At 73.0% G+C, this 23,328-nt stretch carries 20 protein-coding genes; 11 read left to right on the forward strand and 9 right to left on the reverse strand.

What is annotated here, in order from left to right; genetic code table 11:
- Positions 1 to 7 precede the first annotated feature (7 nt).
- Positions 8 to 1,078: a zinc-dependent metalloprotease gene (locus tag ABZU43_RS09170; RefSeq protein ID WP_091403614.1), complete on the reverse strand. Its 1,071-nt coding sequence runs from the start codon at positions 1,076 to 1,078 to the stop codon at positions 8 to 10.
- A 93-nt stretch (positions 1,079 to 1,171) separates the two neighbouring features.
- Positions 1,172 to 2,641: a D-alanyl-D-alanine carboxypeptidase/D-alanyl-D-alanine-endopeptidase gene (gene dacB, locus ABZU43_RS09175; protein ID WP_355006091.1), complete on the reverse strand. Its 1,470-nt coding sequence runs from the start codon at positions 2,639 to 2,641 to the stop codon at positions 1,172 to 1,174.
- Positions 2,642 to 3,198: 557 nt separating this feature from the next.
- On the opposite strand from dacB, the gene ABZU43_RS09180 reads away from it, so the two are divergent.
- Complete coding sequence (locus ABZU43_RS09180; RefSeq protein ID WP_099849144.1) at positions 3,199 to 3,705, forward strand: inorganic diphosphatase; 507 nt, start codon at positions 3,199 to 3,201, stop codon at positions 3,703 to 3,705.
- 31 nt (positions 3,706 to 3,736) lie between these two features.
- Here ABZU43_RS09180 and eccD read toward each other — a convergent pair whose 3' ends face one another.
- Positions 3,737 to 5,140 carry a type VII secretion integral membrane protein EccD gene (gene eccD, locus ABZU43_RS09185; protein ID WP_355005973.1) on the reverse strand — a complete coding sequence of 468 codons (1,404 nt, stop codon included), beginning with the start codon at positions 5,138 to 5,140 and terminating at the stop codon, positions 3,737 to 3,739.
- 101 nt (positions 5,141 to 5,241) lie between these two features.
- Between eccD and eccCa the strand changes: the two genes are divergently transcribed.
- The 4 genes from eccCa (at position 5,242) to ABZU43_RS09205 (ending at position 12,229) form a co-directional block, all read left to right on the forward strand.
- Entirely contained in the window at positions 5,242 to 9,228 is a 3,987-nt protein-coding gene (eccCa, locus tag ABZU43_RS09190; protein WP_355005974.1) for a type VII secretion protein EccCa, read from the forward strand.
- A 74-nt stretch (positions 9,229 to 9,302) separates the two neighbouring features.
- Entirely contained in the window at positions 9,303 to 10,643 is a 1,341-nt protein-coding gene (gene mycP, locus ABZU43_RS09195; RefSeq protein WP_355005975.1) for a type VII secretion-associated serine protease mycosin, read from the forward strand.
- Positions 10,644 to 10,695: 52 nt separating this feature from the next.
- Positions 10,696 to 11,487, forward strand: a complete 792-nt coding sequence (locus ABZU43_RS09200) for a phosphatase PAP2 family protein (RefSeq protein WP_355005976.1) — start codon at positions 10,696 to 10,698, stop codon at positions 11,485 to 11,487.
- A gap of 37 nt (positions 11,488 to 11,524) precedes the next feature.
- Positions 11,525 to 12,229: a phosphatase PAP2 family protein gene (locus ABZU43_RS09205; RefSeq protein ID WP_355005977.1), complete on the forward strand. Its 705-nt coding sequence runs from the start codon at positions 11,525 to 11,527 to the stop codon at positions 12,227 to 12,229.
- Positions 12,230 to 12,248: 19 nt separating this feature from the next.
- Here ABZU43_RS09205 and ABZU43_RS09210 read toward each other — a convergent pair whose 3' ends face one another.
- The 6 genes from ABZU43_RS09210 to ABZU43_RS09235 form a co-directional block, all read right to left on the reverse strand.
- Positions 12,249 to 13,427 (reverse strand): MarP family serine protease, encoded by a 1,179-nt coding sequence (locus tag ABZU43_RS09210; protein ID WP_355005978.1) that lies wholly within the window; start codon positions 13,425 to 13,427, stop codon positions 12,249 to 12,251.
- A 63-nt stretch (positions 13,428 to 13,490) separates the two neighbouring features.
- Positions 13,491 to 14,183, reverse strand: coding sequence for a CoA pyrophosphatase (locus tag ABZU43_RS09215; protein WP_355005979.1), 693 nt, complete (start codon positions 14,181 to 14,183; stop codon positions 13,491 to 13,493).
- The gene (locus tag ABZU43_RS09220; RefSeq protein ID WP_355005980.1) at positions 14,180 to 14,872 is read right to left on the reverse strand and encodes a redoxin family protein; all 693 of its coding nucleotides are present in this window, start codon (positions 14,870 to 14,872) and stop codon (positions 14,180 to 14,182) included. Before ABZU43_RS09220 ends, ABZU43_RS09215 begins: the two co-directional genes overlap by 4 nt.
- Positions 14,869 to 15,657 carry an endonuclease III gene (gene nth, locus ABZU43_RS09225; RefSeq protein WP_355005981.1) on the reverse strand — a complete coding sequence of 263 codons (789 nt, stop codon included), beginning with the start codon at positions 15,655 to 15,657 and terminating at the stop codon, positions 14,869 to 14,871. The genes ABZU43_RS09220 and nth overlap by 4 nt, the downstream gene beginning before the upstream one ends.
- Positions 15,658 to 15,698: 41 nt before the next feature.
- The gene (locus ABZU43_RS09230; RefSeq protein WP_355005982.1) at positions 15,699 to 16,877 is read right to left on the reverse strand and encodes a CapA family protein; all 1,179 of its coding nucleotides are present in this window, start codon (positions 16,875 to 16,877) and stop codon (positions 15,699 to 15,701) included.
- Between the two features lie 11 nt (positions 16,878 to 16,888).
- Complete coding sequence (locus ABZU43_RS09235; RefSeq protein WP_355005983.1) at positions 16,889 to 17,596, reverse strand: adenosylcobinamide amidohydrolase; 708 nt, start codon at positions 17,594 to 17,596, stop codon at positions 16,889 to 16,891.
- A gap of 143 nt (positions 17,597 to 17,739) precedes the next feature.
- Here ABZU43_RS09235 and ABZU43_RS09240 point away from each other — a divergent pair, with 143 nt between their 5' ends.
- The 6 genes from ABZU43_RS09240 (at position 17,740) to ABZU43_RS09265 (ending at position 23,280) form a co-directional block, all read left to right on the forward strand.
- Entirely contained in the window at positions 17,740 to 18,417 is a 678-nt protein-coding gene (locus ABZU43_RS09240; RefSeq protein WP_007466162.1) for a Crp/Fnr family transcriptional regulator, read from the forward strand.
- Positions 18,418 to 18,527: 110 nt separating this feature from the next.
- Positions 18,528 to 19,271 carry a metallophosphoesterase family protein gene (locus tag ABZU43_RS09245; RefSeq protein ID WP_355005984.1) on the forward strand — a complete coding sequence of 248 codons (744 nt, stop codon included), beginning with the start codon at positions 18,528 to 18,530 and terminating at the stop codon, positions 19,269 to 19,271.
- A gap of 46 nt (positions 19,272 to 19,317) precedes the next feature.
- A complete protein-coding gene (locus ABZU43_RS09250) occupies positions 19,318 to 19,992 on the forward strand; it encodes an ATP-binding protein (protein ID WP_355005985.1) in 675 nt (224 codons plus the stop codon).
- 174 nt (positions 19,993 to 20,166) lie between these two features.
- Positions 20,167 to 20,772: a TetR/AcrR family transcriptional regulator gene (locus ABZU43_RS09255; RefSeq protein ID WP_355005986.1), complete on the forward strand. Its 606-nt coding sequence runs from the start codon at positions 20,167 to 20,169 to the stop codon at positions 20,770 to 20,772.
- Between the two features lie 37 nt (positions 20,773 to 20,809).
- On the forward strand, positions 20,810 to 21,607 hold the full coding sequence (locus ABZU43_RS09260; RefSeq protein ID WP_355005987.1) for a TIGR03084 family metal-binding protein: 798 nt from the start codon (positions 20,810 to 20,812) through the stop codon (positions 21,605 to 21,607).
- Positions 21,604 to 23,280 (forward strand): acyclic terpene utilization AtuA family protein, encoded by a 1,677-nt coding sequence (locus ABZU43_RS09265; protein ID WP_355005988.1) that lies wholly within the window; start codon positions 21,604 to 21,606, stop codon positions 23,278 to 23,280. The genes ABZU43_RS09260 and ABZU43_RS09265 overlap by 4 nt, the downstream gene beginning before the upstream one ends.
- The last annotated feature ends 48 nt before the right edge of the window (positions 23,281 to 23,328 follow it).

Raw genomic sequence — 23,328 nt, forward strand, 5'->3', positions numbered from 1 at the left:
CGGGTGGTCAGCCAGCGGCCGGGATGGTGCCGGCGGGGCCGTGCACCCGGGCGACCCAGGCGTCCGGGTCACCCAACTCCGACAGCCGAGGCAGGGTCAGCGGCGAGTTGAAGATCGAGTTGAAGCCGTCCATGCCGACGCGTTCCACCACCCCGTGCACGAACTTGCGCCCCTCGGCGTACTGGCGCATCTTGACGTCCACGCCGAGCAGCCGGCGGATCGCCTTCTCCAGCGGGTTGCCCGCCTCCCGGCGTCGGTTGAACGACGCCCGGATCCGCTCCACGCTCGGGATCACCTGCGGGCCGACGCCGTCCATCACGAACTCGGCGTGCCCCTCCAGCAGGGTCATCAACGCGGTGAGCCGGTCCAGTACGGCCCGCTGCGCCGGGGTCTGCACGATGTCCAGCACGCTGGTGCGGCTCTCCGGATCACGGACCGCGTCGGACAACGTGGCCACCCCGCGCCGCAACCGCTCGACCAGGTGCTCGCTTCCGCTGGACGAGGCGTCGACGAACGCCTGCACCTCGCTGAGGAAGTAGGCCCGCATCCACGGCACCGCCGTGAACTGGGTGCGGTGGGTGACCTCGTGCAGACACACCCAGAGCCGGAAGTCCCGAGGGTCGGCGCCGAGCTTGCGCTCCACCTCGACGATGTTCGGCGCGACCAGCAGCAGCTGGCCCGGGTCGGCCGAGAAGACCTCGTACTGGCCGAGCACCCGGCCGGAGAGGTAGGCCAGCACCGTCCCGGCCTGCACCCCGGTGAGCCGGGAACCGATCGCCTCGGTCAACGCGCCCGGTTGTTTGTCGCCGGAGAGCCGACTCACCAGCGGTGTGATCACCTCGCGGAGACCGGCGATGTTGGTCGCGGCCCAGTCGCGGCGGTCGACCACCCGGACCGGCGGATGCGACACCTGCGCCCGCAACCCCGTGTAGTCGGCCACGTGCCCGGCCGCCTCGTCGGTAAGCCGACGCAGGTCGCCGACCACGTCGGTGGCTTCCGCGTACGACACGCGGGGGCCAGACTTGCTCAACGCCCCCGCAGTGGCGGCGGCCAGATCCCAGTCCACGAACTGCGCCATGAACCCACCGTACCCGCGCCGCGACACCCCGGCCCGGGCTCGCGCCCTCGATCGACGCCGATGACGACCCCGTCGCCCCCGAACCGGCGACGGTCAGCCGCAGCCGCAACCGGCCAGCGCAGCGGCGATCCGGTCCAGTGCCGGCTGGGCGGTGTCCCGGTCCCCCGGCACCTTGTCGGTGAGCACCGCGAAGGTCAACAGCCGACCGTCGGCGGTGGTGACCAGGCCCGCGACGGAGTGCACGCCAGTCAGGGTGCCGGTCTTGGCCCGGACGCTGCCCGCGCCCGCGGCCGTGCCCGCAGCGGTGCGGTAGCGCTCGTTCAGAGTCCCGGACCAACCGCCCACCGGCAGACCACCGAAGACACCGGCCAGGTCCGGATGGTCCGGACTGGCAGCCAGGCGGATCAGATCGGTCAGCAGCGACGGGCTGATCCGGTTGAGCCGGGACAGGCCGCTGCCGTCGGAGACGCTGATCTCGTCGGCGGGCAGGCCAAGCTCAGCCACCTCGGCGTCCATGGCGGCGGCGCCGCCGTCGAACGAGGCGGGTTGACCGCGGGCCAACGCGACCTGCCGGGCGAGCGCCTCGGCCACCAGGTTGTCACTCTCGCTGATCATGACGTCGACCAGCCTGATCAGCGGCGGGGACTGCACCACGCCCAGTTCGGTGCCCGGTGCCGGGCTGGCACCGGCCGCCGCCTGGGGCGGGGCCGCGCCCCGCTTCACGGAGTCGGTCGGCACCCCGAGCAACCGGGCGAACGCCTTGCCGGCGGCCAGGTCCGGCTCGGCGAACCGCGGGGCGGACCCGTGCTCGACGCCCGGGTCGGTACGCGCGCCGTCGGTCATCAGCGCGGTCACCGCGCCCCCCGAACCGCCGGTGGGGATGTCGTCGTCCCAGCCGGGGCCGTAGACCGGGCCGGAGTAGACCGAACCGTCGACGGTGACACTGGTCGGGGGCGTGCCGCCGAGCGCGGTACGCACCTGGGCGGCCAGATCGTCGAGGCGCGCCGCGCCCGGGTAGTAACCCTTCTTGTTGATCGCGAGGGTCGGGTCACCACCCCCGATGATCACCACCTCGCCGGCCTTCGCGCCGGCCACGGCACGAGTGGGAATCCGGTAGCCGGGACCCCGGGCCGCCAGCACCGTCACCGCGGTCGCCAGCTTCGTCACCGAGGCGGGCACTGTGCCGTCGTCCGCCCCCTTGGCGAACAACGTCTGACCGGTGATCACGTCGGCGACCGAGACGTTCACCCGGTCGCCCAGGGCGGCGACGCCGACCAGTGGATCGAGCACTGCCCGAACCCCGTCCGGGGTGGGCACCGGGGCGTTCGAATCCGGGCCGCCCAGCACGTCCGACGGGGCGGGTTCCGGAGTCACGCCGACCGCGTTCGGCCCGGACCCGGCATCGTCGCCCAGCCACCCGGCGACCGGGCCGGGACGGGTGATCACGACTCCGACGCTGGCGAGCACCAGCAGGAGCACAGCGGCCAGCACCACCGGCAGCCGCCTCCGGCGGCGCGGCGCGGCAGGTACGGGCGCTGGCGCGGCGTCGGCGGGTGCCGGCAACGCGGAGATCGGCGGCCCCACCGGTGGGACCTCACCTGGGTCGGGGGCGGTCGGCCCGGGACCGAACGACGGGCTGACCGGCGCAGGGCTCACCGGGACCGTGGCACTGCCGCGTGGCGGGCCGCTCACCGGTTGGTCACCACCGGCTACCGGGAACCGACCCGCGTTCGGAGCGGGCGACGCCGGCCCCACCGGTGGGCGCCAGGGCAGCGGCGGGGGCCGCTCGGGCACCGTCTCCGGTGCCGGGGTCGTTACTTCGTCCGGTGCCGGGGTCGTTACTTCGGGAGCCCGTGGGAGGTGCGCCTCCGGCACCGGGACCCGCCCCTTGGCGCTGCCGGAGCCGGATCGTCCGGTACCGTGCGCGGAGCCCCCATCCGGGCGGTAGTGTGAATCTTCCCTCCCCACGACCCCCTCCTCCCCCAGCGAAAATCGGCTTGGGTGACACTACTTCGGTCCGAAGACTATGCGGCGGCCGGAGTCGGCGGGTGGGCATTCACCTGTCCGGAGGGCCGCCAGTGGTTCCGTTAGCCAGCGTGGGCAGACGAGGGAGCGTGCAGATGGATTTCGACGTGACGGTTGAGATCCCCAAGGGTCACCGGAACAAGTACGAGGTGGACCACAAGACCGGCCGGATCCGGTTGGACCGCACCCTCTTCACCTCCACCCAGTACCCGGCCGACTACGGGTTCATCGAGGGCACCCTGGGCGAGGACGGCGACCCGCTGGACGCCCTCGTGCTGGTCCCCGAGCCGACCTTCCCGGGCTGTCTGATCCGCTGCCGCACCATCGGCATGTTCCGGATGACCGACGAGAAGGGCGGGGACGACAAGGTCCTCTGCGTGCCCTACGAGGACCCTCGCCAGGAGCACCTGCGCGACATCCACCACCTGGGCGAGTTCGACCGCCTGGAGATCCAGCACTTCTTCGAGGTCTACAAGGACCTGGAGCCCGGCAAGTCGGTGGAGGGCGCGACCTGGGTCGGCCGCACCGAGGCCGAGGCCGAGATCCACGCCTCCTACAAGCGGGCCCGCGACGCCGAGGCGCGCGGCGAATCCATGCACTGACGATCGCTGACGCACAGGGCCCGAGGGTCGCTCAACCGAGCAGCCCTCGGGCCCTGTCGTACAGGTCGAGCACCGCGCAGGCGATCGGCACCACGGCGACCACCAGGGCCGTGTCGGTGAGGTCCGCGACCCTCCCGAGGTACGGCGAGACCGGCCGGCGGGCGTACCCGGTGCCGCTGGCGACCGCCACCAGGGCCAGCGCCGCCCCGCCCAGAACCAGCACCAGTCGCCATGTCTCGTCGGCCGGACCGACCAGCACGGCGCCCAGCGCCGCGTAGCCGGCCAGCCCGGCGAGCACCGTCGGCACCCGGTGTCGCAGCGCCACGAACAGCCGCGACCGCAGCAGCAGCACAGCCGAGGTGACCGCCACCAGCACCCGGCCCGCCGTGCCACCGGCGACCACGAGGACCACCGCTGTGGCCACCACCAGCAGCGCGTGGCCGATGAGCATCCCGGTGAGCATCTCCTCGGTGCGGATCACCGCGGCGAGCACCCGGCCCCGGTCCGGCAGATCCCGGACCCGCTCCGGCTCCTCGGCGGGGGTGGCGGCCGGCAGGGTGATCGGCGGCAGCGGCAGCTTGCCCAGCCGGATGGCCAGCAGCGGGATGACGCCGACGGCGAAGACCAGTGCGCTGAGCAGCACCGCCGCCGTATCGGCAGTGGTAGTCAGCAGCCCACCGAGCGCGGCCCCCGCGCCGATCAGGCCGACAGTGACGCCGGCCACGAAGATCCGCAGCCGACTGGCCACTCCGAGGAGACCGATCAACGCCACCAGCAGCAGCGCTACCGAGCCGGCCAGCAGTTCGGGAGCGCCCACCCAGCGGGCCGGTCCGATCGGCCCGACCGGATCACCGGAGCCGACGGCCAGGGCACCGGCCGTGAAAGCGTAGGGCAGGGCGTAGCCGCCGAGCGTCGCCCCGGCGGTGCCGTCGCCGTTGGCGCGGGAGGCCACCGTGCCGGCCACGGTGAGCACCAGCGCCACCGCGACGGCCGCCAGCCAGCCGGCCCGGTGCGTCGGACCGCCGGCGAGCAGCGCGAGCAGTCCGACCGCGAGCGGTACGGCGGCACCGGCCAGACCGGCGGCCCGGGTGGCGGTGGGCGACCAGGCGCCGCCGCGGCGGCGAGCACCGTCGGCGATGGCCTCGATGACGTCGTCGTACTCCAACTCGGGCCAGTGCGCGCGGGCCGGCACGAGGTGCAGCACCTCACCGTCGCGGACCCCCTGCGGCAGCAGCGCCTGTGCGGTCACCAGCAGCGCCCCGTCGGTGCGGCGGAGGACCCAACCGCCGTGCTGCTCGCCGTCGTCGGCGAGCCCGACACCGGCGTGCCGGAGCACGTCGGGCAGCAGCTCAGCCAGGGGCACCTGCTCCGGCAGGGCGACGTCCACCCGTCGTTGCGGCGCGCTGATGGTGACGCGTGCCAGCCCGGTAGTCATCGACTGGTCTCCATATCGACTGGGATCGGAGGCTGCGCGGACGACAGGACTTTACCTACCATGAGCCAGGCTCGGGTTACCCAGCGCTGTCAGGAGGCCGAGTGTCCACCGTCGTCATCAAGCGCCCACCGCGCCGACCAGCGCCGGAGATTCCCGCCGGTGAGCTGTCGGTCGACGCGCCACCGGAGATCCCCGTGGTGACCGGCGGGCGGTGGCAGCAACTGCTCATGCTGCTGCCCATGCTCGGCGGCACCGTGGCGATGGCGATGATGTTCGGCCGGGGCGGCGGCGCCTACTCGTACGTGGTGGGCGGGATGTTCGGGCTCTCCTCGTTGGCGATGCTGGTGACGTCCTGGGGCAGCGCCTCCGGCACCCCGAAGAAGTCCGAGATGATGGCCGCCCGCAGGGAGTACCTGCGCCACCTGGCCACACTGCGGCGGCGGGTACGGCGGACCGCGGGCCAGCAACGGGCCGGGCTCTACTACCGGCACCCGGATCCGGGCCGGCTGTGGTCGACGGTGGACAGCCACCGGGTCTGGGAACGGCGCCCCGCCGACCCCGACTTCGCTGTGGTGCGGGTCGCCGTCGGGCCGCAGACCCTGGCCACCCCACTGGTCCCACCGGTCACCCGGCCGCTGGAGGAGCTCGAGCCGATGACCGCCGGCGCGCTGCGCCGCTTCCTGGACGCGTACTCAGTGGTGCCGGATCTGCCGGTGGCGCTGTCGCTGCGCAGCTTCGCCCGGGTGCACGTGCGTTCCGCCGCCCGTGGCCGGGCCGCGACCACTCCGACCACCGGCGGGCCACCCACCGGCGACCCGGCGGCGCAGGCGCTGGTCCGGGCCGTGCTGACCCAGTTGGCCGTCTTCCACGCCCCCGACGAGCTGCTCGTCGCGGTCTGTGCCGGGCCGGAGCGCCGCGCCTGCTGGGAGTGGGTGAAGTGGCTCCCGCACGCCCACCATCCCGGCCGCGCCGACGCGCTCGGCCCGGTACGCCTGGTCACCAGCTCGGCCGCCGAGTTGGAGTCGCTGCTGGCCGATGTCCTGGCCACCCGGTCCCGGTTCAGCCCGGCCGGCCCGGCCACCGACGGCCAGCACGTGGTGGTGGTCCTCGACGGCGGCGACCTGACCGGTGCCAGTGACCTGACCGGCGACGGCGGCATCGACGCGGTCACAGTGCTGGACCTGGACACCCCGCCGCCCCGACTGCTGGACCGGTACGCGCTGCTGCTGGAGTTGCACGGCCGGCGGCTGCACTCGCGGTCGTCCGACGGGCATGCCGAGGTGGGCACCGCCGACCAGTTGGACCTGGCCGACGCCGAGGCGGTCGCCCGACGGTTGGCACCGCTGCGGCTCGCCGGCGCGGCCCGCGGGCCGGACTCCCCACTCCAGGCCGACCTGGGCCTCCCCGAGCTGCTCGGCCTCGGTGACCCGGAGAGCTTCAGCGCGGAACAGGGCTGGTTGCCGCGCTCGGCACGGGACCGGTTGCGGGTGCCGATCGGTGTGGGCGCGGACGGCGGCGCCATCGAGCTGGACCTCAAGGAGTCCGCCCAGGACGGCATGGGCCCGCACGGCCTGCTCATCGGGGCGACCGGCTCCGGCAAGTCCGAGCTGCTCCGCACGCTGGTGCTGGGGCTCGCCGCCACGCACAGCTCCGAGCAGCTCAACTTCGTGCTCGTCGACTTCAAGGGTGGCGCCACCTTCACCTCGTTCGACCGGCTGCCGCACACCGCGGCCGTGATCACCAACCTGGCCGACGCGTTGCCCCTTGTCGATCGCATGGTGGACGCGATCAACGGGGAGTTGGTCCGCCGCCAGGAGCTGCTGCGGAGGGCGGGCAACTTCGCCAGCGTGCGCGACTACGAGCGGGCCAGGGCGGCCGGCAGTCCCCTCGCCCCGCTGCCGTCGTTGCTGCTGATCTGCGACGAATTCTCGGAGCTGCTTTCCGCCAAGCCCGACTTCATCGACCTGTTCGTGCAGATCGGCCGGCTGGGCCGGTCGCTCGGCGTGCACCTGCTGCTCGCCAGCCAGCGCCTGGAGGAGGGCCGGCTCCGCGGGTTGGACACCCACCTCTCGTACCGGATCGGGTTGCGCACCTTCTCGGCGTTGGAGTCCCGGACGGTGCTCGGCGTGGCGGACGCGCACGAGCTGCCCCGCTCACCGGGCCACGGCTACCTGCGTGCCGGCACCGACCCGCTGGCCCGCTTCAAGGCCGCGTACGTCTCCGGTGCCGTCCGCCGTCGGGCCGCGCCGGGCGGCGTCGCCACCGAGGGAGGCGCACGGCTGCTCACCTTCACCACCCACGTCGTACCGGTGCCCGAGCCGGCGACCCCGGCCCTGCCCGTCGTGGCGGAGGAGGAGGGGACCAGGACGCTGCTCGACCTGCTGGTGGACCGGCTCGTCGGGCAGGGCCCGCCGGCGCACCAGGTCTGGCTTCCGCCGCTCGGCCAGCCGCCCGCCCTGGACGAGTTGCTCGGTCCGGTCGAGGTGCACCCGAAACGCGGGCTGACAGTGGGCAACCCTGAGCTGCACGGGGCACTCGGTGTGCCGATGGCGGTGGTGGACAAACCATTGGAGCAGCGCCGGGACCTGCTCTGGCTGGCGCTGGACGGCGCTGCCGGCCACGTCGCGGTGGTCGGCGCGCCGCAGAGCGGCAAGTCCACCGCCCTGCGCACGCTGATCTGCGCGCTGGCGCTCACCCACACACCGGCCGAGGTGCAGGTCTACTGTCTCGACTTCGGCGGCGGCGGGTTGGCCGCGCTGCGCGACCTTCCGCACGTCGGCGGGGTGACCAGCCGCGCCGACCCGACCGCCGTACGACGCACCGTCGGCGAGATGACCACGCTGCTGGTCGACCGGGAACGCCGCTTCGCCGAGCTGGGCGTGGAGTCGATGGCCGCGTACCGGCAGCGTCGAGCGGCAGCGGGGACCGTGGGCCAGCCGGGCACCGACCCGTACGGCGACGTGTTCCTGGTGATCGACGGGTGGACCACCATCCGCGGCGAGTACGACGACCTGGAGCCACTCGTCACCGACCTGGCCACCCGGGGCCTGTCGTACGGGCTGCACGTGGTCGCCACCGGGCTGCGGTGGCTGGATTTCCGCCCGGCGATCCGGGACCTGTTCGGCTCCCGGCTGGAGCTGCGCCTCGGTGACCCGGCCGACTCGTTGGTGGCCCGGCGTGCGGCCGCCAACGTGCCGGAGCGCTCCGGCCGAGGGGTGACCGCGGAGGGCCTGCACTTCCTCGCCGCGCTGCCGCAGCTTGGTACCGCCGGCGGAGACACCGCCGACCTGGTCAAGAGGGCCGCCGACGGGTGGGCGGGTGCTCGGGCGCCCCGGGTGCGGCTGCTCCCGCCGGTGCTGCCGTACGCCGATCTGGACCTCACCTCGACGACCGGGCTGCGGCTGCCGATCGGGATCGCGGAGGCGGACCTGCGCCCGGTGTCGATCGACTTCGCCACCGAGCCGCACTTCGTGGTCTTCGGGGACTCGGAGTGCGGCAAGTCGTCGTTCCTGCGCGCGCTGGCCACGTCGATCATCGCCCGGTTCACTCCCGAGCAGGCCCGGGTGATCCTCGTCGACTACCGGCGCAGCCTGCTCGGTGCCATCGAGACGCCACACCTGATCGGGTACGGCACCGCGGCGGCTCACACCGCCGACCTGGTCGAGTCGGCCGCCGGGTACCTGGAGCGGCGGGCTCCCGGGCCGGAGGTCACCCCGCAGCAGTTGCGGGACCGGTCCTGGTGGTCCGGGCCGGAGCTGTTCGTGCTGGTGGACGACTACGACCTGGTGGCGGCCGGGCCGGCGAACCCGTTACGCACACTGGAGGAGCACCTGCCGCACGCCCGGGACATCGGGCTGCACCTGGTGCTGGCCCGCCGGTCCGGTGGGGCGAGCCGGGCCCAGTACGAGCCGATCGTGCAGCGCCTGCGGGAGCTGTCCACCGCCGGCCTGGTGATGGCGGGCAGCCCCGAGGAGGGCGCACTCGTCGGGGCGGTGCGACCCGGACCGCTGCCGCCGGGGCGTGGTCGGCTGGTCACCCGACGGGAGGGCGTACGCCTTGTTCAGCTGGCACAACTGCCGCCGCAATGACCTGACTCGCCGGTTCTTCCCGTGACGGGTGGGGAAACCGGTAATCTCCGATCGTCATGGTTCCGTCGGGATGAATGGCTGGGTATGTGACTGGGGTGCGGCACAGCGGTCCGTCGGCGGCCCGACGAGCGACCAGCAGGGCGCTGCTCGGCGTGGCCGCGGCGCTTGCTGTCGTGGCTCCGACCGCGGCAGTCGTGCCGGTCGCCGCGCCCACGAACGGTGGACAGCTCGCCGGCGCGCCGATGGCGTTCGCCCCCGGTGACGCCGTCGCCCGCACCGACCAGGTCCGCGACGAGCAGTGGCAGCTCGACGAGTTGCAGGCCGAAACGGCGTGGCGCAGCTCGACCGGCCGGGGCGTGACAGTGGCGGTGGTCGACTCCGGAGTGGACGGCAACCACCCCGACCTGGTTGGTCAGGTGCTTCCTGGCAAGGACCTGGTCGGCCCCGGTGGTGCGCCGGGCCCGGATCCGGTGGGTCACGGCACCACCGTCGCCGGCCTGATCGCCGGGCGCAACGACGACAAGCGGGGCGTGGTCGGCCTCGCACCGGACGCCCGGATCCTGCCGGTCCGCGTGCTGGACGAGGAGAACCGTTACGACGACGCGCTGATCGTCGCCCAGGGGGTCCGCTGGGCGGTCGACAACGGCGCGCGTGTGATCAACCTGTCGCTGGGCGGCAGCGGTGACAGCCCGGCCCTGGCCGCCGCTCTGGACTACGCGTTCGTCCGGGACGTGGTCGTGATCGCCTGCACCGGCAACCTGGCCACCTCCACCAGCACCAAGGTCTGGTACCCGGCTCGGGAGCCGGGTGTGATCGCGGTGTCCGGTCTCGAACGCAGCAGCGACAACCTGTGGTCCGGCTCGATCACCGGCCGGGCGACGGTGCTCACCGCTCCCGCCAGCGGCCTGGTCGGCGCCAAGCCTCCGGGCGGGTACTGGCGGGTGCAGGGCACCAGCTTCGCCGCGCCACTGGTGGCGGCGACCGCCGCGCTGGTCCGGTCCCGCTATCCGCGGATGCCCGCCGGTGAGGTGGTCAACCGGTTGTTGGCCACCGCCCGGGACCTGGGCCCGACCGGGCGGGACGACCGCTTCGGGTACGGGGTGGTCGACCCGGTCGCCGCGTTGACCGCTCAGGTGCCGCCGGTGACCGCCAACCCGTTGGACGACCAGACGTCGCCGGGCGTGACCGGGTTCGGCCCGGCGCCCGGCTCGGTCGATGACGATCCGGTGGCCGGCGCGGGCGCCGATCCACTCGGTCTCGCCGCAGCCGGTCAGCAGAGCCGCTGGACGGCTCGGGCGGCGGGCGGTCAGGACACGTCAGCGCCGGAGCAGATGTGGGTCACTGTCGTGCTCCTCGTCGCTCTGGTCGGCGGTGCGGCCCTGATGGTGCGCCGGTTGCGTCAGCGGACCCGTTGATCGCGACCGGCCGGCAGGCCTGAGCGGCTGCCCGGCCGGGTAGAACGGACCCATGAGTACGCACCGGCCGCCCACCCTCGCTCCCACCGGCCAGCCGTCCTGGCGGCGCCGCCGATTCGACCCGGACCATGCGCTGGGTCTGCGGCTCACTCTCGCCGCGACAGCGGCGTTCCTGGTGCTGGTGCCGTTCGCGCTGCTCACCCTGCTGGTGCTCGGTGCCTGGGCGCCGCTGCACCGGCTGGACGCGGCGGTCACCGACGCGCTGCACGGCTACGCCCAGGATCACCCGGCCTGGGTCGCGCTGATGCGAGGCTGGACCGAGGTGTTCGCACCGATGCCACTGCGCGCCGTGGTCCTGCTCCTGGTGGTCTGGTTGCTGCGCCGGGGAGCCCGTCGGCTGGCCCTCTGGGCGGCCACCACAATGGTCGTCGGCGGGTTGGTCGGTCCGTTGCTCAAGTTGCTGGTCGGCCGGGACCGACCGGAGTTGCTGGACCCGGTGGCCCGGGCCGCCGGCTACTCGTTCCCCTCCGGGCACGCGCTGAACGCCACCCTGGCCGCCGGGGTGCTGCTGCTGGTGCTCCTGCCCTACGCCCGGCGTGGGGTGGCGCGGGCCGCGCTCTGGGTGGCGGCGGTCCTGGTCACAGTGGTGACCGGGCTGAGCAGGGTGACGCTGGGCGTGCACTTCACCAGCGACGTGGTGGGTGGATGGTTGCTCGGTGTGGCGGTGGTCGCTGCCACCACCGCCGCGTTCACCAGTTGGCGGGCACACACCGGTCTTCGGCCGGTCCGGCCGACCCGCGACGGCGTTGCTCCCGAGGTTGAGCGGCACCCGGGAGCGGCCTGAGGAGTGACGACGAGTTCGGCCGGGTACTGGGCGACCCATGTCCGAGACCGTGGTCCAGATCCTCCGGCGGGTGCTGCTGCCGGTGTCCCTCCTGCTGGGGCTCATGGTGCTGCTCGGGGTGCTGGTCACCCGGGTGTTCTCCCGTACCTGGCCGTTCACCGTCGAGGACGCGGTGAACCGAGAGTTGGCCGCCGACCGCACCGGCGGCTGGAACAACGTCTCGCTGGTGTTCAGCACGCTGGCCAGCACCCAGATGATCGTCGTGGTCACAGTGCTGGTGGCGTTGGCGCTACGGCTCTGGCTGAAGCGCTGGCGCGAGCCGCTGTTCCTGTGCGCGGCGGTGACCGCCCAGGCACTGGTGTTCCTTCTGACCACGCTGGCGATCGACCGGCGGCGGCCGGCGGTGGAGCACATGGACGTCTCGCCACCCACGTCGAGCTTCCCGTCCGGGCACACCTCGGCGGCGGTGGCGCTCTACGTCGGCATCGCCGTGCTGCTGGCGCTGCGGGCACGGAGCACCGGCGCGAAGGTCGCCTGGTGGACGCTGCTGCTGATGGTGCCGCTGGGCGTGGCGCTGACCCGGATGTACCGGGGCATGCACCACCCGAGCGACGTGGTGGCGTCCTTCGTCAACGGCGGCACGTGCGTCGCGATCATGGCCCGTGCCGTGCTGGACCGGGGGCTGCGGTGGGGCCGGGCGAAGCTACCGGCCGTCAGGCGTCCCGCCCCGGCTCAAAGCTGAGCCGACCTCGCGGCGACGCTCAGGTGCACTCGCCGGTGCCGACCTGCCTGTTGCGTTCGGCACCGGCCAACGCCACCGGGCGGGCCTCGGCCGCCGTCACGGCGAAGCCGGTGTTCGGGTCGTCGGACGCCGCCGCGAAGATGACACCGAGCACCAGGCCATTGGCGGAGAGCAGCGGACCCCCCGAGTTACCGCTGCGAACCAGCGCCCGGATCGTGTAGATCTCCCGGGTCACCTCGTTGGACGAGTAGATGTCCGGGCCCTTGATCCGGTCGACGTCCCGGACCCGCGCCGACTGCGCGTTGTACGGGCCGTCGAGCGGGAAGCCGAGCACTATCGCGTCGGAGCCACTGCCCGCGTTGCCGGCGGCGAACCGCAGGGACGGCCCGGGCAGCCCGGGCACGAGCAGCACCGCCAGGTCCCGGCTCGGGTCGTAGACCACCACCTTGCCGTCGTACCGCTCGCCGCCCAGCTCCACGGCGACCGAACGGGTGCCGGCCACCACGTGCGCGTTGGTCATCACCCGGTCGTCCGCGTACACGAAGCCGGAACCCTCGATCCGGCGTGAGCAGCTGGGCGCGGAGCCGAGCACCTTCACGACCGACTGCCGACCGCTGACCACCACCTGCGAGCCGGCCAGTGCCGGGTCCGGCGGGTCGACCTGCCGGGCCCGGGTGGGCGCGAGGTCACCGAAGACGTCCGGGAACCCGTCGGTGTCGACGGTGTCCTCCAGCGCCGTGGACAGCTGGTGGGCCTGCTCCGGCAGGACCTGGTTGACCACCGTGATCAACGCGCTGTTGCGGACCGAGGCGGCGAGCCAGGGCACCGAGGACGAGCCGAGCGGCACGGCGACCAGCCAGGCGAGCAGGAGCACCGCGAACAGCGAGACGAGCGCCCCACCGACGTCGTCGGCCCGTTTGCCCACGTCGCTGGTGATCGTCTTGCGCAGGTGCGAGCCGAGCCAACCGGCGAGTGCCTGCCCGACCACTGCCAGCCCGAAGATGGCCACCAGCGAGATCAGCACACGGGTGCCGGCGTCCACGAACTGTCTGGCGAACAGCGGCCCGAGCTGGAGACCCAGCAGCAGACCCAGGAAGAAGCCGGACAACGACGTGACGCCGATGACGAAACCCTGGCGGTATCCGCTGATCGCGAACACGAGCATGAGCAGCAGCAGGACGAGATCCACGACGGACACGGGTCAAGCGTACGGGCAGTGTGCCCGCCGGATGACCATCGCTTGCGGATGGTGACCGCGCGGTCAGCGCAGGGCGTTCTCGTCAGCCTCGTCGGTGCCGGCGGACGGTGCCGGTGTCGCCCTGGTCGGCGGAAGCTCCACCACCCGGTCGAGCGACCACGGGCGAGCCCAGCCGCCCATCTCGAGCAGGGTGGCGAGCACCCCGGCGGTGAAGCCCCAGACGAGCATCCCGCGCGCCGAGAACGCCGGCCCGATCCAGCCGCTCGGGTGCCGGACCCGCAGTCGGTTGGCCGGGTCGACCAGCTCACTGACCGGCAGGCGGGCGACGTGCGCCACCTCGGCCGGCTCCCGTGGGTGCACCGGGTGCGGGTCGTGCCACCAGGCCAGCACCGGCGTGACCACGAAGTCGCTGACCGGGATCCACAGTTTCGGCAGCTCGGCCAGCACTGTCACGCTGGCCGGGTCGAGACCGACCTCCTCGTTCGCCTCACGCAGGGCGGTGGCGCGGACGTCGGCGTCCTCCGGGTCGGCCGCACCCCCGGGAAAGGCGGGCTGGCCGGCGTGGTTGCGCAGGGTGGCGGCGCGTTGCAGGACCAGCACGTCGGGACCCGCGCCGGGCTGCTCACCGAGCAGCACCAGCACGGCGCTCTCCCGACCGCCCTCGGTCGGCGTGGTCAGCCGGGTGAAGTCCTCGGCGCGGGCGGTGCCCAGCCGGGTCAGCAACGGATCGATCCATCCGGGTGGCCGACGGGTCACGCCGGCACCGCCAGGCCGAGGTGCTGGCGGACCAGCTCGGCGAGCCTGGTGTCGTCGAGAGCGCCGCTGGCGTCGATGTGCCGGACCTGACCGTCGCCGTCGACGAAGAGGGTCAGCGGAATGGCGTTGCGCTTCAGCTCGCGCTGCAGCGCCTCGCCCTGGTCCACCAGGATCGGGAACCGGACGCCGAAGTCCTCACCGATGGACTGGGCGCCGCCCCGGCTGTCCCGACTGTTGACCCCGATCACCTGGAGCTGACCGGTGGCCCGCTCGCTGAGGCGTTGGAAGGCGGGCAGCTCCTTGCGGCACGGCGGGCACCAGGAGGCCCACACGTTGATCACCGCCGGCCCGGCCACCTCCCGCAGCACGACGGGGGCCCCGCCGGTGAAGCAGGAGAGCGTCAGCTCCGGCAGCGCCGACCCGCCAGCGGCGGGGGCCGTCGTGCCAGGCGTACCGGAGGCCGTCGGGCCCGAGCCGGGCGACGGCGGAATCGCCGTTGCCGGGGTCGCCGTGCCGGAGCCGGGCGACGGTGCCGTGGGCGCCGTGCTCAGCGTCGAACAGTCCCGGAACGGCGATGGTCGCTCAGCGGCGGCCGGGCGGGGAGCTGGCTCGTTGTCGGCAGTGCCGCTGGTGCAACCGGTGACCGCCAGCAGCAGCGGCAGGACGGCGAGGGCGAGGCGGCGGTTCACGGCACCTCCGCAGCGACCGCCTGCGCGGGCACCAGATCCGGGTCGACCCCGGCAGCCACCGCGAGGTCGCGCGCCCGAGGGCCCTTGAGCAGCTTGGCGGCGGCCGCCGGCTCGATCGGGCCGGTGCCGTACGAAGGGCAGAGCTTCGCGAGCGTGCAGGCGCCGCAGGCCGGCTTGCGGGCGTGGCAGACCCGTCGCCCGTGGAAGATGATCCGGTGCGAGAGCATGGTCCAGTCGCGCTTGTCGTACAGCGCGCCGATCGCGTGCTCGATCTTGACCGGGTCGGTCTCGGTGGTCAGCCGCCACCGGTGGACCAGCCGCTGAAAGTGCGTGTCGACGGTGATGCCCGGGACGTCGAAGGCGTTGCCCAGGATCACGTTGGCGGTCTTGCGGCCGATGCCCGGGAGCGTCACCAGGTCGACGAGCCGCCCCGGAACCCTGCCGTCGTACCGGTCGAGAAGGGCCTGACCGAGCTTGAGCAGTGAGTCGGTCTTGTTGCGGTAGAAGCCGGTGGGCCGGATCAACTCCTCCATCTCGCCCCGGTCGGCGCCGGCGTACGCGGCAGCGCTCGGGTAGCGGGCGAAGAGCTTCGGGGTGACCTCGTTGACCTTCTTGTCCGTGCACTGGGCGGACAGGATCGTGGCGACGGCCAACTCCAGGGCGTTGGAGTGGTCCAGCTCACAATGCGCGTCGGGATGCGTCTCGGCCAGCACCCGGCCGATCTTGCGAGCACGGCGTTTGCGCCCGAGATCGGTCTCGCTGGCACCGGGAGGGCTACTGGTCACGACGGTCAGCCTACGTCGCACCCCGGACGTTCCCCGTCGGGTCAGCCGGCGGTCGGCGCCGTGATCTTCCCCTGCCCGTCGAGGCGAGCGCCGCCCTTCGGGAAGTCGGCGCGACTCAACTCGGTGACCAGGCCCAGGCCCCGGTCGTCCGGGTCCATGGTCGGCTTGCCGGCGGAGTTCATGTACGTGGAGGTGAACGAGCCGCCGGCCCAGCTGCCGTCCGGCTTGAGCGACACCTTCAGCACCCCGCCCCAGCCGAGGCGACCGTCGTTGCTCAGCGAGTTGCCGCCGCCGGCGAAGTTGCCCAGGCTGTACGCGATCAGGCGCCCCTTGTAGAACTCCATCCCGCGCAACACGTGCGGGCCGTGCCCGACGATCAGGTCGGCGCCAGCGTCGATCATCGCGTGCGAGAACTTCACCGGATCGCCCCGGTTCTCGCCCAGGAACATCTCGGTGCCCGGCTTCACCCGGGTCTTGTCGACACCCTCGCCACCCATGTGCACCTGCACCACGACCAGGTCGGCCATGGTGGCGGCCTTGGCGACCACCGCCTTGGCCTTGTCGATGTCGACGAGGCTGTTGGACCAGACGTACGACGAGAAGCCGGCGACGGCGACCTTGACGCCCTTGACGTCGACCACGGTGATCTCGTTCGGCGCGCCGGTGTGCTCCAGGTCGTACTTCTTCAGCGCCTTCTGGGTGTTCTCGTAGCCCTTGGGCCCGTAGTCGTAGCCATGGTTGTTGGCCTGGTTGAGCACGTCGAAGCCGGCGTCACGCAGGTGGGCGGCGTACTCCGGCGGGGCGCGGAACTGGAAGCAGCGGGTGGAGTTCGCCCCGCACTTGCCGGTGCCCGTGTCGACAGTCAGCGGCTCCTCCAGGTTGCCCATCACCAGGTCGGCCTTGAGCGCGTCGGTGACCGAGTTGAAGAAGCCCTTACCGCCGGCGGCGGGCAGCCGACTGGGCGCGTTGCCCATGATGATGTCGCCGGTGGCGGAGAGCGAGATCGCGCCACCCTGACCGGACGACGCGGGCCCGGTGGCCTTCGGGCCGGTCGTGGAGACCGGCGCGCCGGTCCCACCACCTCCCGCGCCGGGCTGCCAGACGGGTGCCTCACCACCGGGGTCGGCACAGCCGGCCACGAGGAGGGCGGCCAGCAGCGCGGCGAGGCCGAGGGCGACGCGGCGGCGCGGGCGGGACGCGAGGGGGGCGGGAGCATACATCGCCCGCGACCCTACCGGTCGTTAAACGCGCCAACGACAGCCGATCGGTTGGACTTTGCGCCCCTGAGCTGGTCGGACCACGGCACCACCGGCCGGGAACCACCGGCGAGCACCGCCGCGTGCACCGCTCGGGCGAGCGGGGCGCCCCAGGTGGAGCGCGGCCCGCCGTACGCGGCCTCCGGCCCGTCCACCGGGCAGAGCACCGTGACCGCGTCGGTGGGCGTGCCGGTCCCCGGCAACCCCAGCTCGGCGATCGCCTGGGTCTTCGCCTCGGTCGCGGTGGACACCGCGTTGACCAGCGCGGAGTCGGCGAGCCGGGCCGGCACGTACACCACGATGTTGACAGTGCCGACGCGGGGGCCGAGCGCGGCCGGCGTCGGCGCGGCAGCGGGCACCGGTGTGCCGAGCCCGACCGTCGCCCAGGCCCGCACCCCGGCGTCGCTACGCGCCACCACCTCGGCCACATCGACGCCGGTCAGCAGGCCGATCCCGGGCCCGTCGAGGGTCAGCTCGGCGGCGAGCGAGGCCAGGTGCGCCGCGGGGTCCTCCCGGTCGTACGACATCGGGACCGTCGCGTTCAACACCCACCCCCGGACCCCGATGCCACCGCCCAGCGGGGCACTGCTGGCCGCCCGCAGGGGCACGTCCGCACGCCAGACGAGCAGCGGTACATGCCGCCCATCCTCGGCGCGGCTGGTCAGAGTCGGCTCGCTCAGCACGTCCGGCAGGTTACGCCCACCGATCAAGATTCCAGGGGCGACCTCTGATTCGTGCTCACGTGCGCCTAGACTTGGCGGCGCGCGAGGGGATCAGCGGACGGCGGCCCCGGCCGACGGACGGCACGCGCAACCGGAGGTGCGCAATGGACGAGGTACTGGCCCGCAGCGGGATCTTCCAGGGTGTTGACCCGGAAGCTGCCGAGGCGCTTGCCAAGGAGATGGAGACGATCGAGGTCCGCAAGGGCGAGATCGTCTTCAATGAGGGCGAGCCCGGTGACAGCCTCTACATCCTGCTGTCCGGGAAGATCAAGGTTGGTCGCCGCGCAGCGGACGGCCGGCAGAACCTCATCGCGGTGATGGGGCCGTCGGACATGGTCGGTGAGCTGTCGCTCTTCGACCCGGGTCCGCGTACGGCGACCGCCACCGCGGTGACCGACACCCGGCTGGTGCGGCTGCGTAAGCAGGCGCTGCGGCCGTGGCTCAACAACCGCCCGGAGATCGCCGAGCAGTTGCTGCGGGTGCTCGCCCGACGGCTGCGTCGGACCAACGACTCGCTCGCCGACCTGATCTTCACGGACGTGCCGGGCCGGGTCGCCAAGAACCTGCTCCAGATGGCGGGCCGCTTCGGCACCCGCGACGGCGGCGTTCTGCGGGTGACCCACGACCTCACCCAGGAGGAGATCGCCCAGCTCGTCGGCGCCTCCCGGGAGACCGTCAACAAGGCGCTGGCCGACTTCGCCTCGCGCGGCTGGCTGCGGTTGGACGGCAAGAGCATCATCATCCTGGACCCGGAGCGCCTGGCCCGCCGCGCCCGCGTCTGAGCAGTACAACGCGTCCCCGCCTGCCGTCACCGGCCGCAGGCGGGGACGTCTGCCGTCTGCCTGGCGCAGAATCGCTGGCCTCGATGGAGGTCAGCGGTGAGGGTGGGGCCATGGTGAATCGTGTTGCGGTGCTCTCCGACATCCACGGCGTCCTGCCGGCGTTGGAGGCCGTCCTGGCCGAGCCGGACGTGGCCGCCGCCGATCTGATCGTGCTCACCGGTGACATCGCCGCCGGCCCGCAACCGGTCGAGGTGCTGGACGTGCTCGCCGGTTTGGGCGAGCGGGTGTGCTGGGTCGGCGGCAATTGCGAGCGCGAGCTGGTCGAGGCCCGGGCCGGTCGCCCGGCGTCGATCGAGGTGTCTAACTGGGCCGCCGGGCAGCTACGCGACGACCAGGTGGCCCGGCTCGCCGCACTGCCGACGACGGCGACGCTGGACATCGACGGCCTCGGGCGGACGCTGTTCTGCCACGCGACGCCCCGCGACGACGAGGAGGTCGTGCTCGTCGACTCCCGGATGGCGCGCTGGGCGGACGTGTTCGACGGTCTTCCCGCCGAGGTTTCCACTGTCGTCTGCGGCCACACGCACATGCCCTTCACCCGGTTGGTCGATCGGCGCCTGGTGGTCAATCCGGGCAGCATCGGCATGCCGTACGGGGGCGCGGGCGCGTGGTGGGCGCTGCTCGGGCCGGGCGTCCAGCTACGCCGCACCGCCTTCGACGTGGACGCGGCCTGCGCCCGGGTGGCGGCCGAGTCGACCTTCCCCGACGCTGCCGCCTGGGCTGACGAGTACCTGCGCTCCCAGCACAGCGACGCGGAGGCGCTGACCGTCTTCGGCCCCCGCGACGGCCGCTGAGCCCTACGTACGGCAGCGGACCGGTCAGGGACGGCAGGATAGGGCCGTGCCGAAGAACCCGCCCGAGTCCGTGCAGCAACCTCACCCGCCGGGCGGGTCCGGCCCGATCCGAGTGTCAGCGGGACTCGTGCTCCTCGTCGGCCCGCCGGCCTCCGGCAAGACCAGCCTCCTGCGGGCACTGATCGCGCTCGGCCAGATCGACGCGGATGCCGTGGTCTCCAGCGACGAGATTCGCGCGGAGTTATTCGGCACCTCACCCACCGCCGTGAACTCCGACGCGGCGGACGCTCGAATCTTCGAGGAACGCGACCGCAGGATCGTCGCCCGGCTCGCCGCCGGGCGCAGCGCGGTCGCCGAGTCAACGAACGTCACGCCGCAGGCGCGCGCTCGACTCATCGCCATCGCCAGACGGTTCGACGCCCCGGTGACCATGCTGCGATTCAATCCGGACGTCGCCGACCTCCTCCACCAGTACACCGAGCGAGGCCGCACCGACGTCACCGCCGCAGACGTCCGCGCTTACGCCGCTGTCATGGCCCGGCACGCCGACGCCAACCAACTGCGTTTCGAGGGCGCGGACGCCGTCCACGACGTCCCCGGACGCCGGGAGGGCGCCACGCCCGCCGAGGCCGCGGCCCACTTCTCATTCACCTGGCACCCGACGCCTCCAGACTCGCCTTCCCCCGGCCCCCACGAACGTCCGCAGAGCAGCACCCCCTGACGAGGCCGCTCCGTCCCGGTGGATCATGGAGTTGTGGTGCCCGTTACGAGCTATAAAATGGCTTTTGTCAACCACCACAACTGCATGATCGACCCGGGGAGGCGGGCGCCGGGAGACGGCTCTCGAGAAAAAGTCAGGCTTGACTGTTTGTTTCTTAGGCAGCAGGCTGTCTCCGTGCCCACCGCATCGACACGTGTCCCCCAGCAGGAACGCAGCCGCGCCACCCAGGCCCGGCTGCTGGAGGCGACCGTCGACTGCCTGATCGAGCACGGCTGGTCCGGCACCACGACCACAGTCGTCGCGGCGCGGGCCGGTGTTTCGCGTGGGGCGCAGCTGCACCACTACCCGACGAAGGCGGCGCTGGTGACGGCCGCTGTGGCTCATCTGGCCGAGCGCCGGGCCGACGAGTTGCGCACCGAGGCCGAGGCACTGCCGGCTGGCCCGCAGCGGTTGGACCGGGTCGTCGACCTGCTCGCCGTGGCGTTCACCGGGCCGCTGTTCGTGGCCGCGCTTGAGCTCTGGGTCGCCGCCCGCACCGATCGGGAGCTGCGGGACGCCCTGGTGCCGCTGGAAGCGAGGGTGGGGCGGGAAATGCACCGGCTCACCGTCGCCCTGCTCGGTGTCGACGAGCGTCGACCGGGTGTCCGCGAAGCGGTGCAGGCCACGCTCGACCTGCTCCGCGGGCTCGGAGTGGCCAACCTGCTCAGCGACGACTCCGCCCGCCGGGCCGCTCTTCTGACCACCTGGAAGCGCCAGCTCGCCACCCTGCTCACGCCCTGACCGCCGGCCGCAGCGGCCACCACCGACCGGAGGCACCATGGTCGACCTCAGCGACCTGCTCACGGACCTGGCCGACGAGTCCGCCCAACTGGACGCCCTGGTGGCGCCACTGCCCGTGGCCGACTGGGCGAGGCCGACCCCCGCGCCGGGCTGGAGCATCGGGCATCAGATCGCCCACCTCGCCTGGACCGACCACGTCGCGCTGTTGGCCGCGACCGATCCCGAGGCGTTCTACGCGACGGTCACCGCCGCGCCGGACGTGACCCGACTCGTAGACGTCGGCGCTGAGGAGTTCCTCGCCCCGCCGGCCGAGCTGCTCCCCCGCTGGCGGGCCGGGCGCACCGCGCTCGTCGACGCACTGGCCGCCGTCCCGGCCGGCGGCAAACTGCCCTGGTACGGCACCAGGATGTCGGCCACCTCGATGGCAACCGCCCGGATCATGGAGACCTGGGCGCACGGCGCGGACGTGGCCGACGCCCTCGGCGTGGTCCGCCCCGACAGCGACCGACTCCGGCACGTCGCGCACCTGGGCGTGCGTACCCTCGGGCACGGTTTCGCCGCGCACGGCCGGGAGGCACCGGCGGCGCCGGTCCGGGTCGAGCTGGTCGGGCCCGGCGGCGACACCTGGAGCTGGGGTCCGGCGGAGGCCGCCGACCGGGTCACCGGCCCGGCTCGGGACTTCTGCCTGCTGGTCACCCAGCGCCGGCACCGCGCGGACCTCGCTCTGGTCGCCACCGGGCCGGTCGCCGACGAATGGCTCGACGTGGCGCAGGCCTTCGCCGGGCCGCCGGGTGACGGCCGGCAGCCGGCCGGCGGGATCGGGGTACCGGCATGATCCGCATCGGCAACGCCTCCGGCTTCTACGGCGACCGGTTCACCGCCTGGCGGGAGATGCTCGACGGCGGTGAGCTGGACGTGCTGACCGGCGACTACCTCGCCGAGTTGACCATGCTGATCCTTGCCCGGGACCGTATGCGCGACCCCGACCTGGGCTACGCGAAGACGTTCCTGCGGCAACTGGAGACCTGCCTCGGCACCGCCCTCGACCGAGGGGTACGGATCGTGACGAACGCCGGCGGGTTGAACCCGGCCGGCCTGGCCGCCGCGATCGGGAAGCTCGCCGACCGGCTCGGGCTACCGACTCAGGTCGGGTACGTCGAGGGCGACACGATCCAGCGACCGGACGCGTTGAGCGCCAACGCCTACCTCGGCGCGTTCGGGATCGCCGCCTGCCTCGACGCCGGCGCGGACGTGGTGGTCACCGGCCGGGTCACCGACGCGTCGCTGGTGGTCGGCCCGGCCATCGCCCGGTACGGGTGGGGCCGCGACGACCTCGACGAGCTGGCCGGGGCCACCGTCGCGGGGCACCTCGTCGAGTGCGGCGCGCAGGTCACCGGCGGCAACTTCAGCTTCTTCACCGAGCTGCCCGACGGCGGCCACCGGCCCGGGTTCCCGATCGCCGAGGTGCACCCCGACGGCTCGTCGGTGCTCACCAAGCATCCGGGCACCGGCGGCGCGGTCACAGTGGAAACCGTCACCGCCCAACTGCTCTACGAGATCGGCGGGCCGTCGTACCTCGGGCCGGACGTGGTCACCCGACTGGACACTGTGACGCTGCACCCCGACGGGGCGGACCGGGTCCGGGTCTCCGGTGTACGGGGAACCCCGCCCCCGCCCACGCTGAAGGTGGGCGTCAACAACCTCGGCGGCTTCCGCAACTCGATGACGTTCGTCCTGTGCGGCCTGCAGATCGAGGAGAAGGCGGCACTGGTCCGGGGGCAGGTCGAGGAGGCGGTGGGCAAGGACGGGCTGGAGTTCATTCTCGCTCGGACCGACCATCCGGACGCCGTCGACACCGAGGCGGCCAGCGCCCTGCTGCACGTACACCTGCGCGACGGCGACAAGGCGCGGGCCGGGCGGGCGTTCTCGGCCGCCGCCGTGGAGTTGGCCCTGGCCTCGTACCCGGGCTGCACGCTGACCACACTGCCCGGTGACGCGACACCGTACGGCGTCTTCACCGCCGACGCGGTGCCGCAGGACACGGTGGCGCACGTCGCTGTGCTGCCCGGTGGCGAGCGGGTGCCGATCGCCCCACCGACCCGCACCGCCCCCACCTCGCCGGACGAATCGGCCCCGGGTGGCGAGGCGGCCATCGACGGCCCGACCCGACGCGGGGCGCTCGGCGAGGTGGTGGGCGCACGCTCCGGGGACAAGGCCGGGGACGCCAACCTCGGTGTCTGGGCGCGTTCCGACGCCGGGTACGCGTGGCTGCGGACCTGGTTGACAGTCGACCGGCTGGCCGAGCTGGTGCCGGAGACCGCCCCGCTGTCGGTGCGGCGCTACGAGTTGTCGAACCTGCGGGCTGTCAACTTCGTGATCGAGGGCCTGCTCGGCGCCGGGGTGGCCGCGTCCACGCGGTTCGACCCGCAGGCCAAGGCGCTCGGCGAGCTGCTGCGCGCCCGAATCGTCGACCTGCCGGCCGACCTTCCGACGGGGGCCTCCGGGTGAGCGCGAGGAGTGAGCCGGTCCTGCGAGCCCCGCAGTCGCGAACGAAGG

Source organism: Micromonospora sp. NPDC005205 (assembly GCF_040608275.1).
Classification (GTDB): domain Bacteria; phylum Actinomycetota; class Actinomycetes; order Mycobacteriales; family Micromonosporaceae; genus Micromonospora.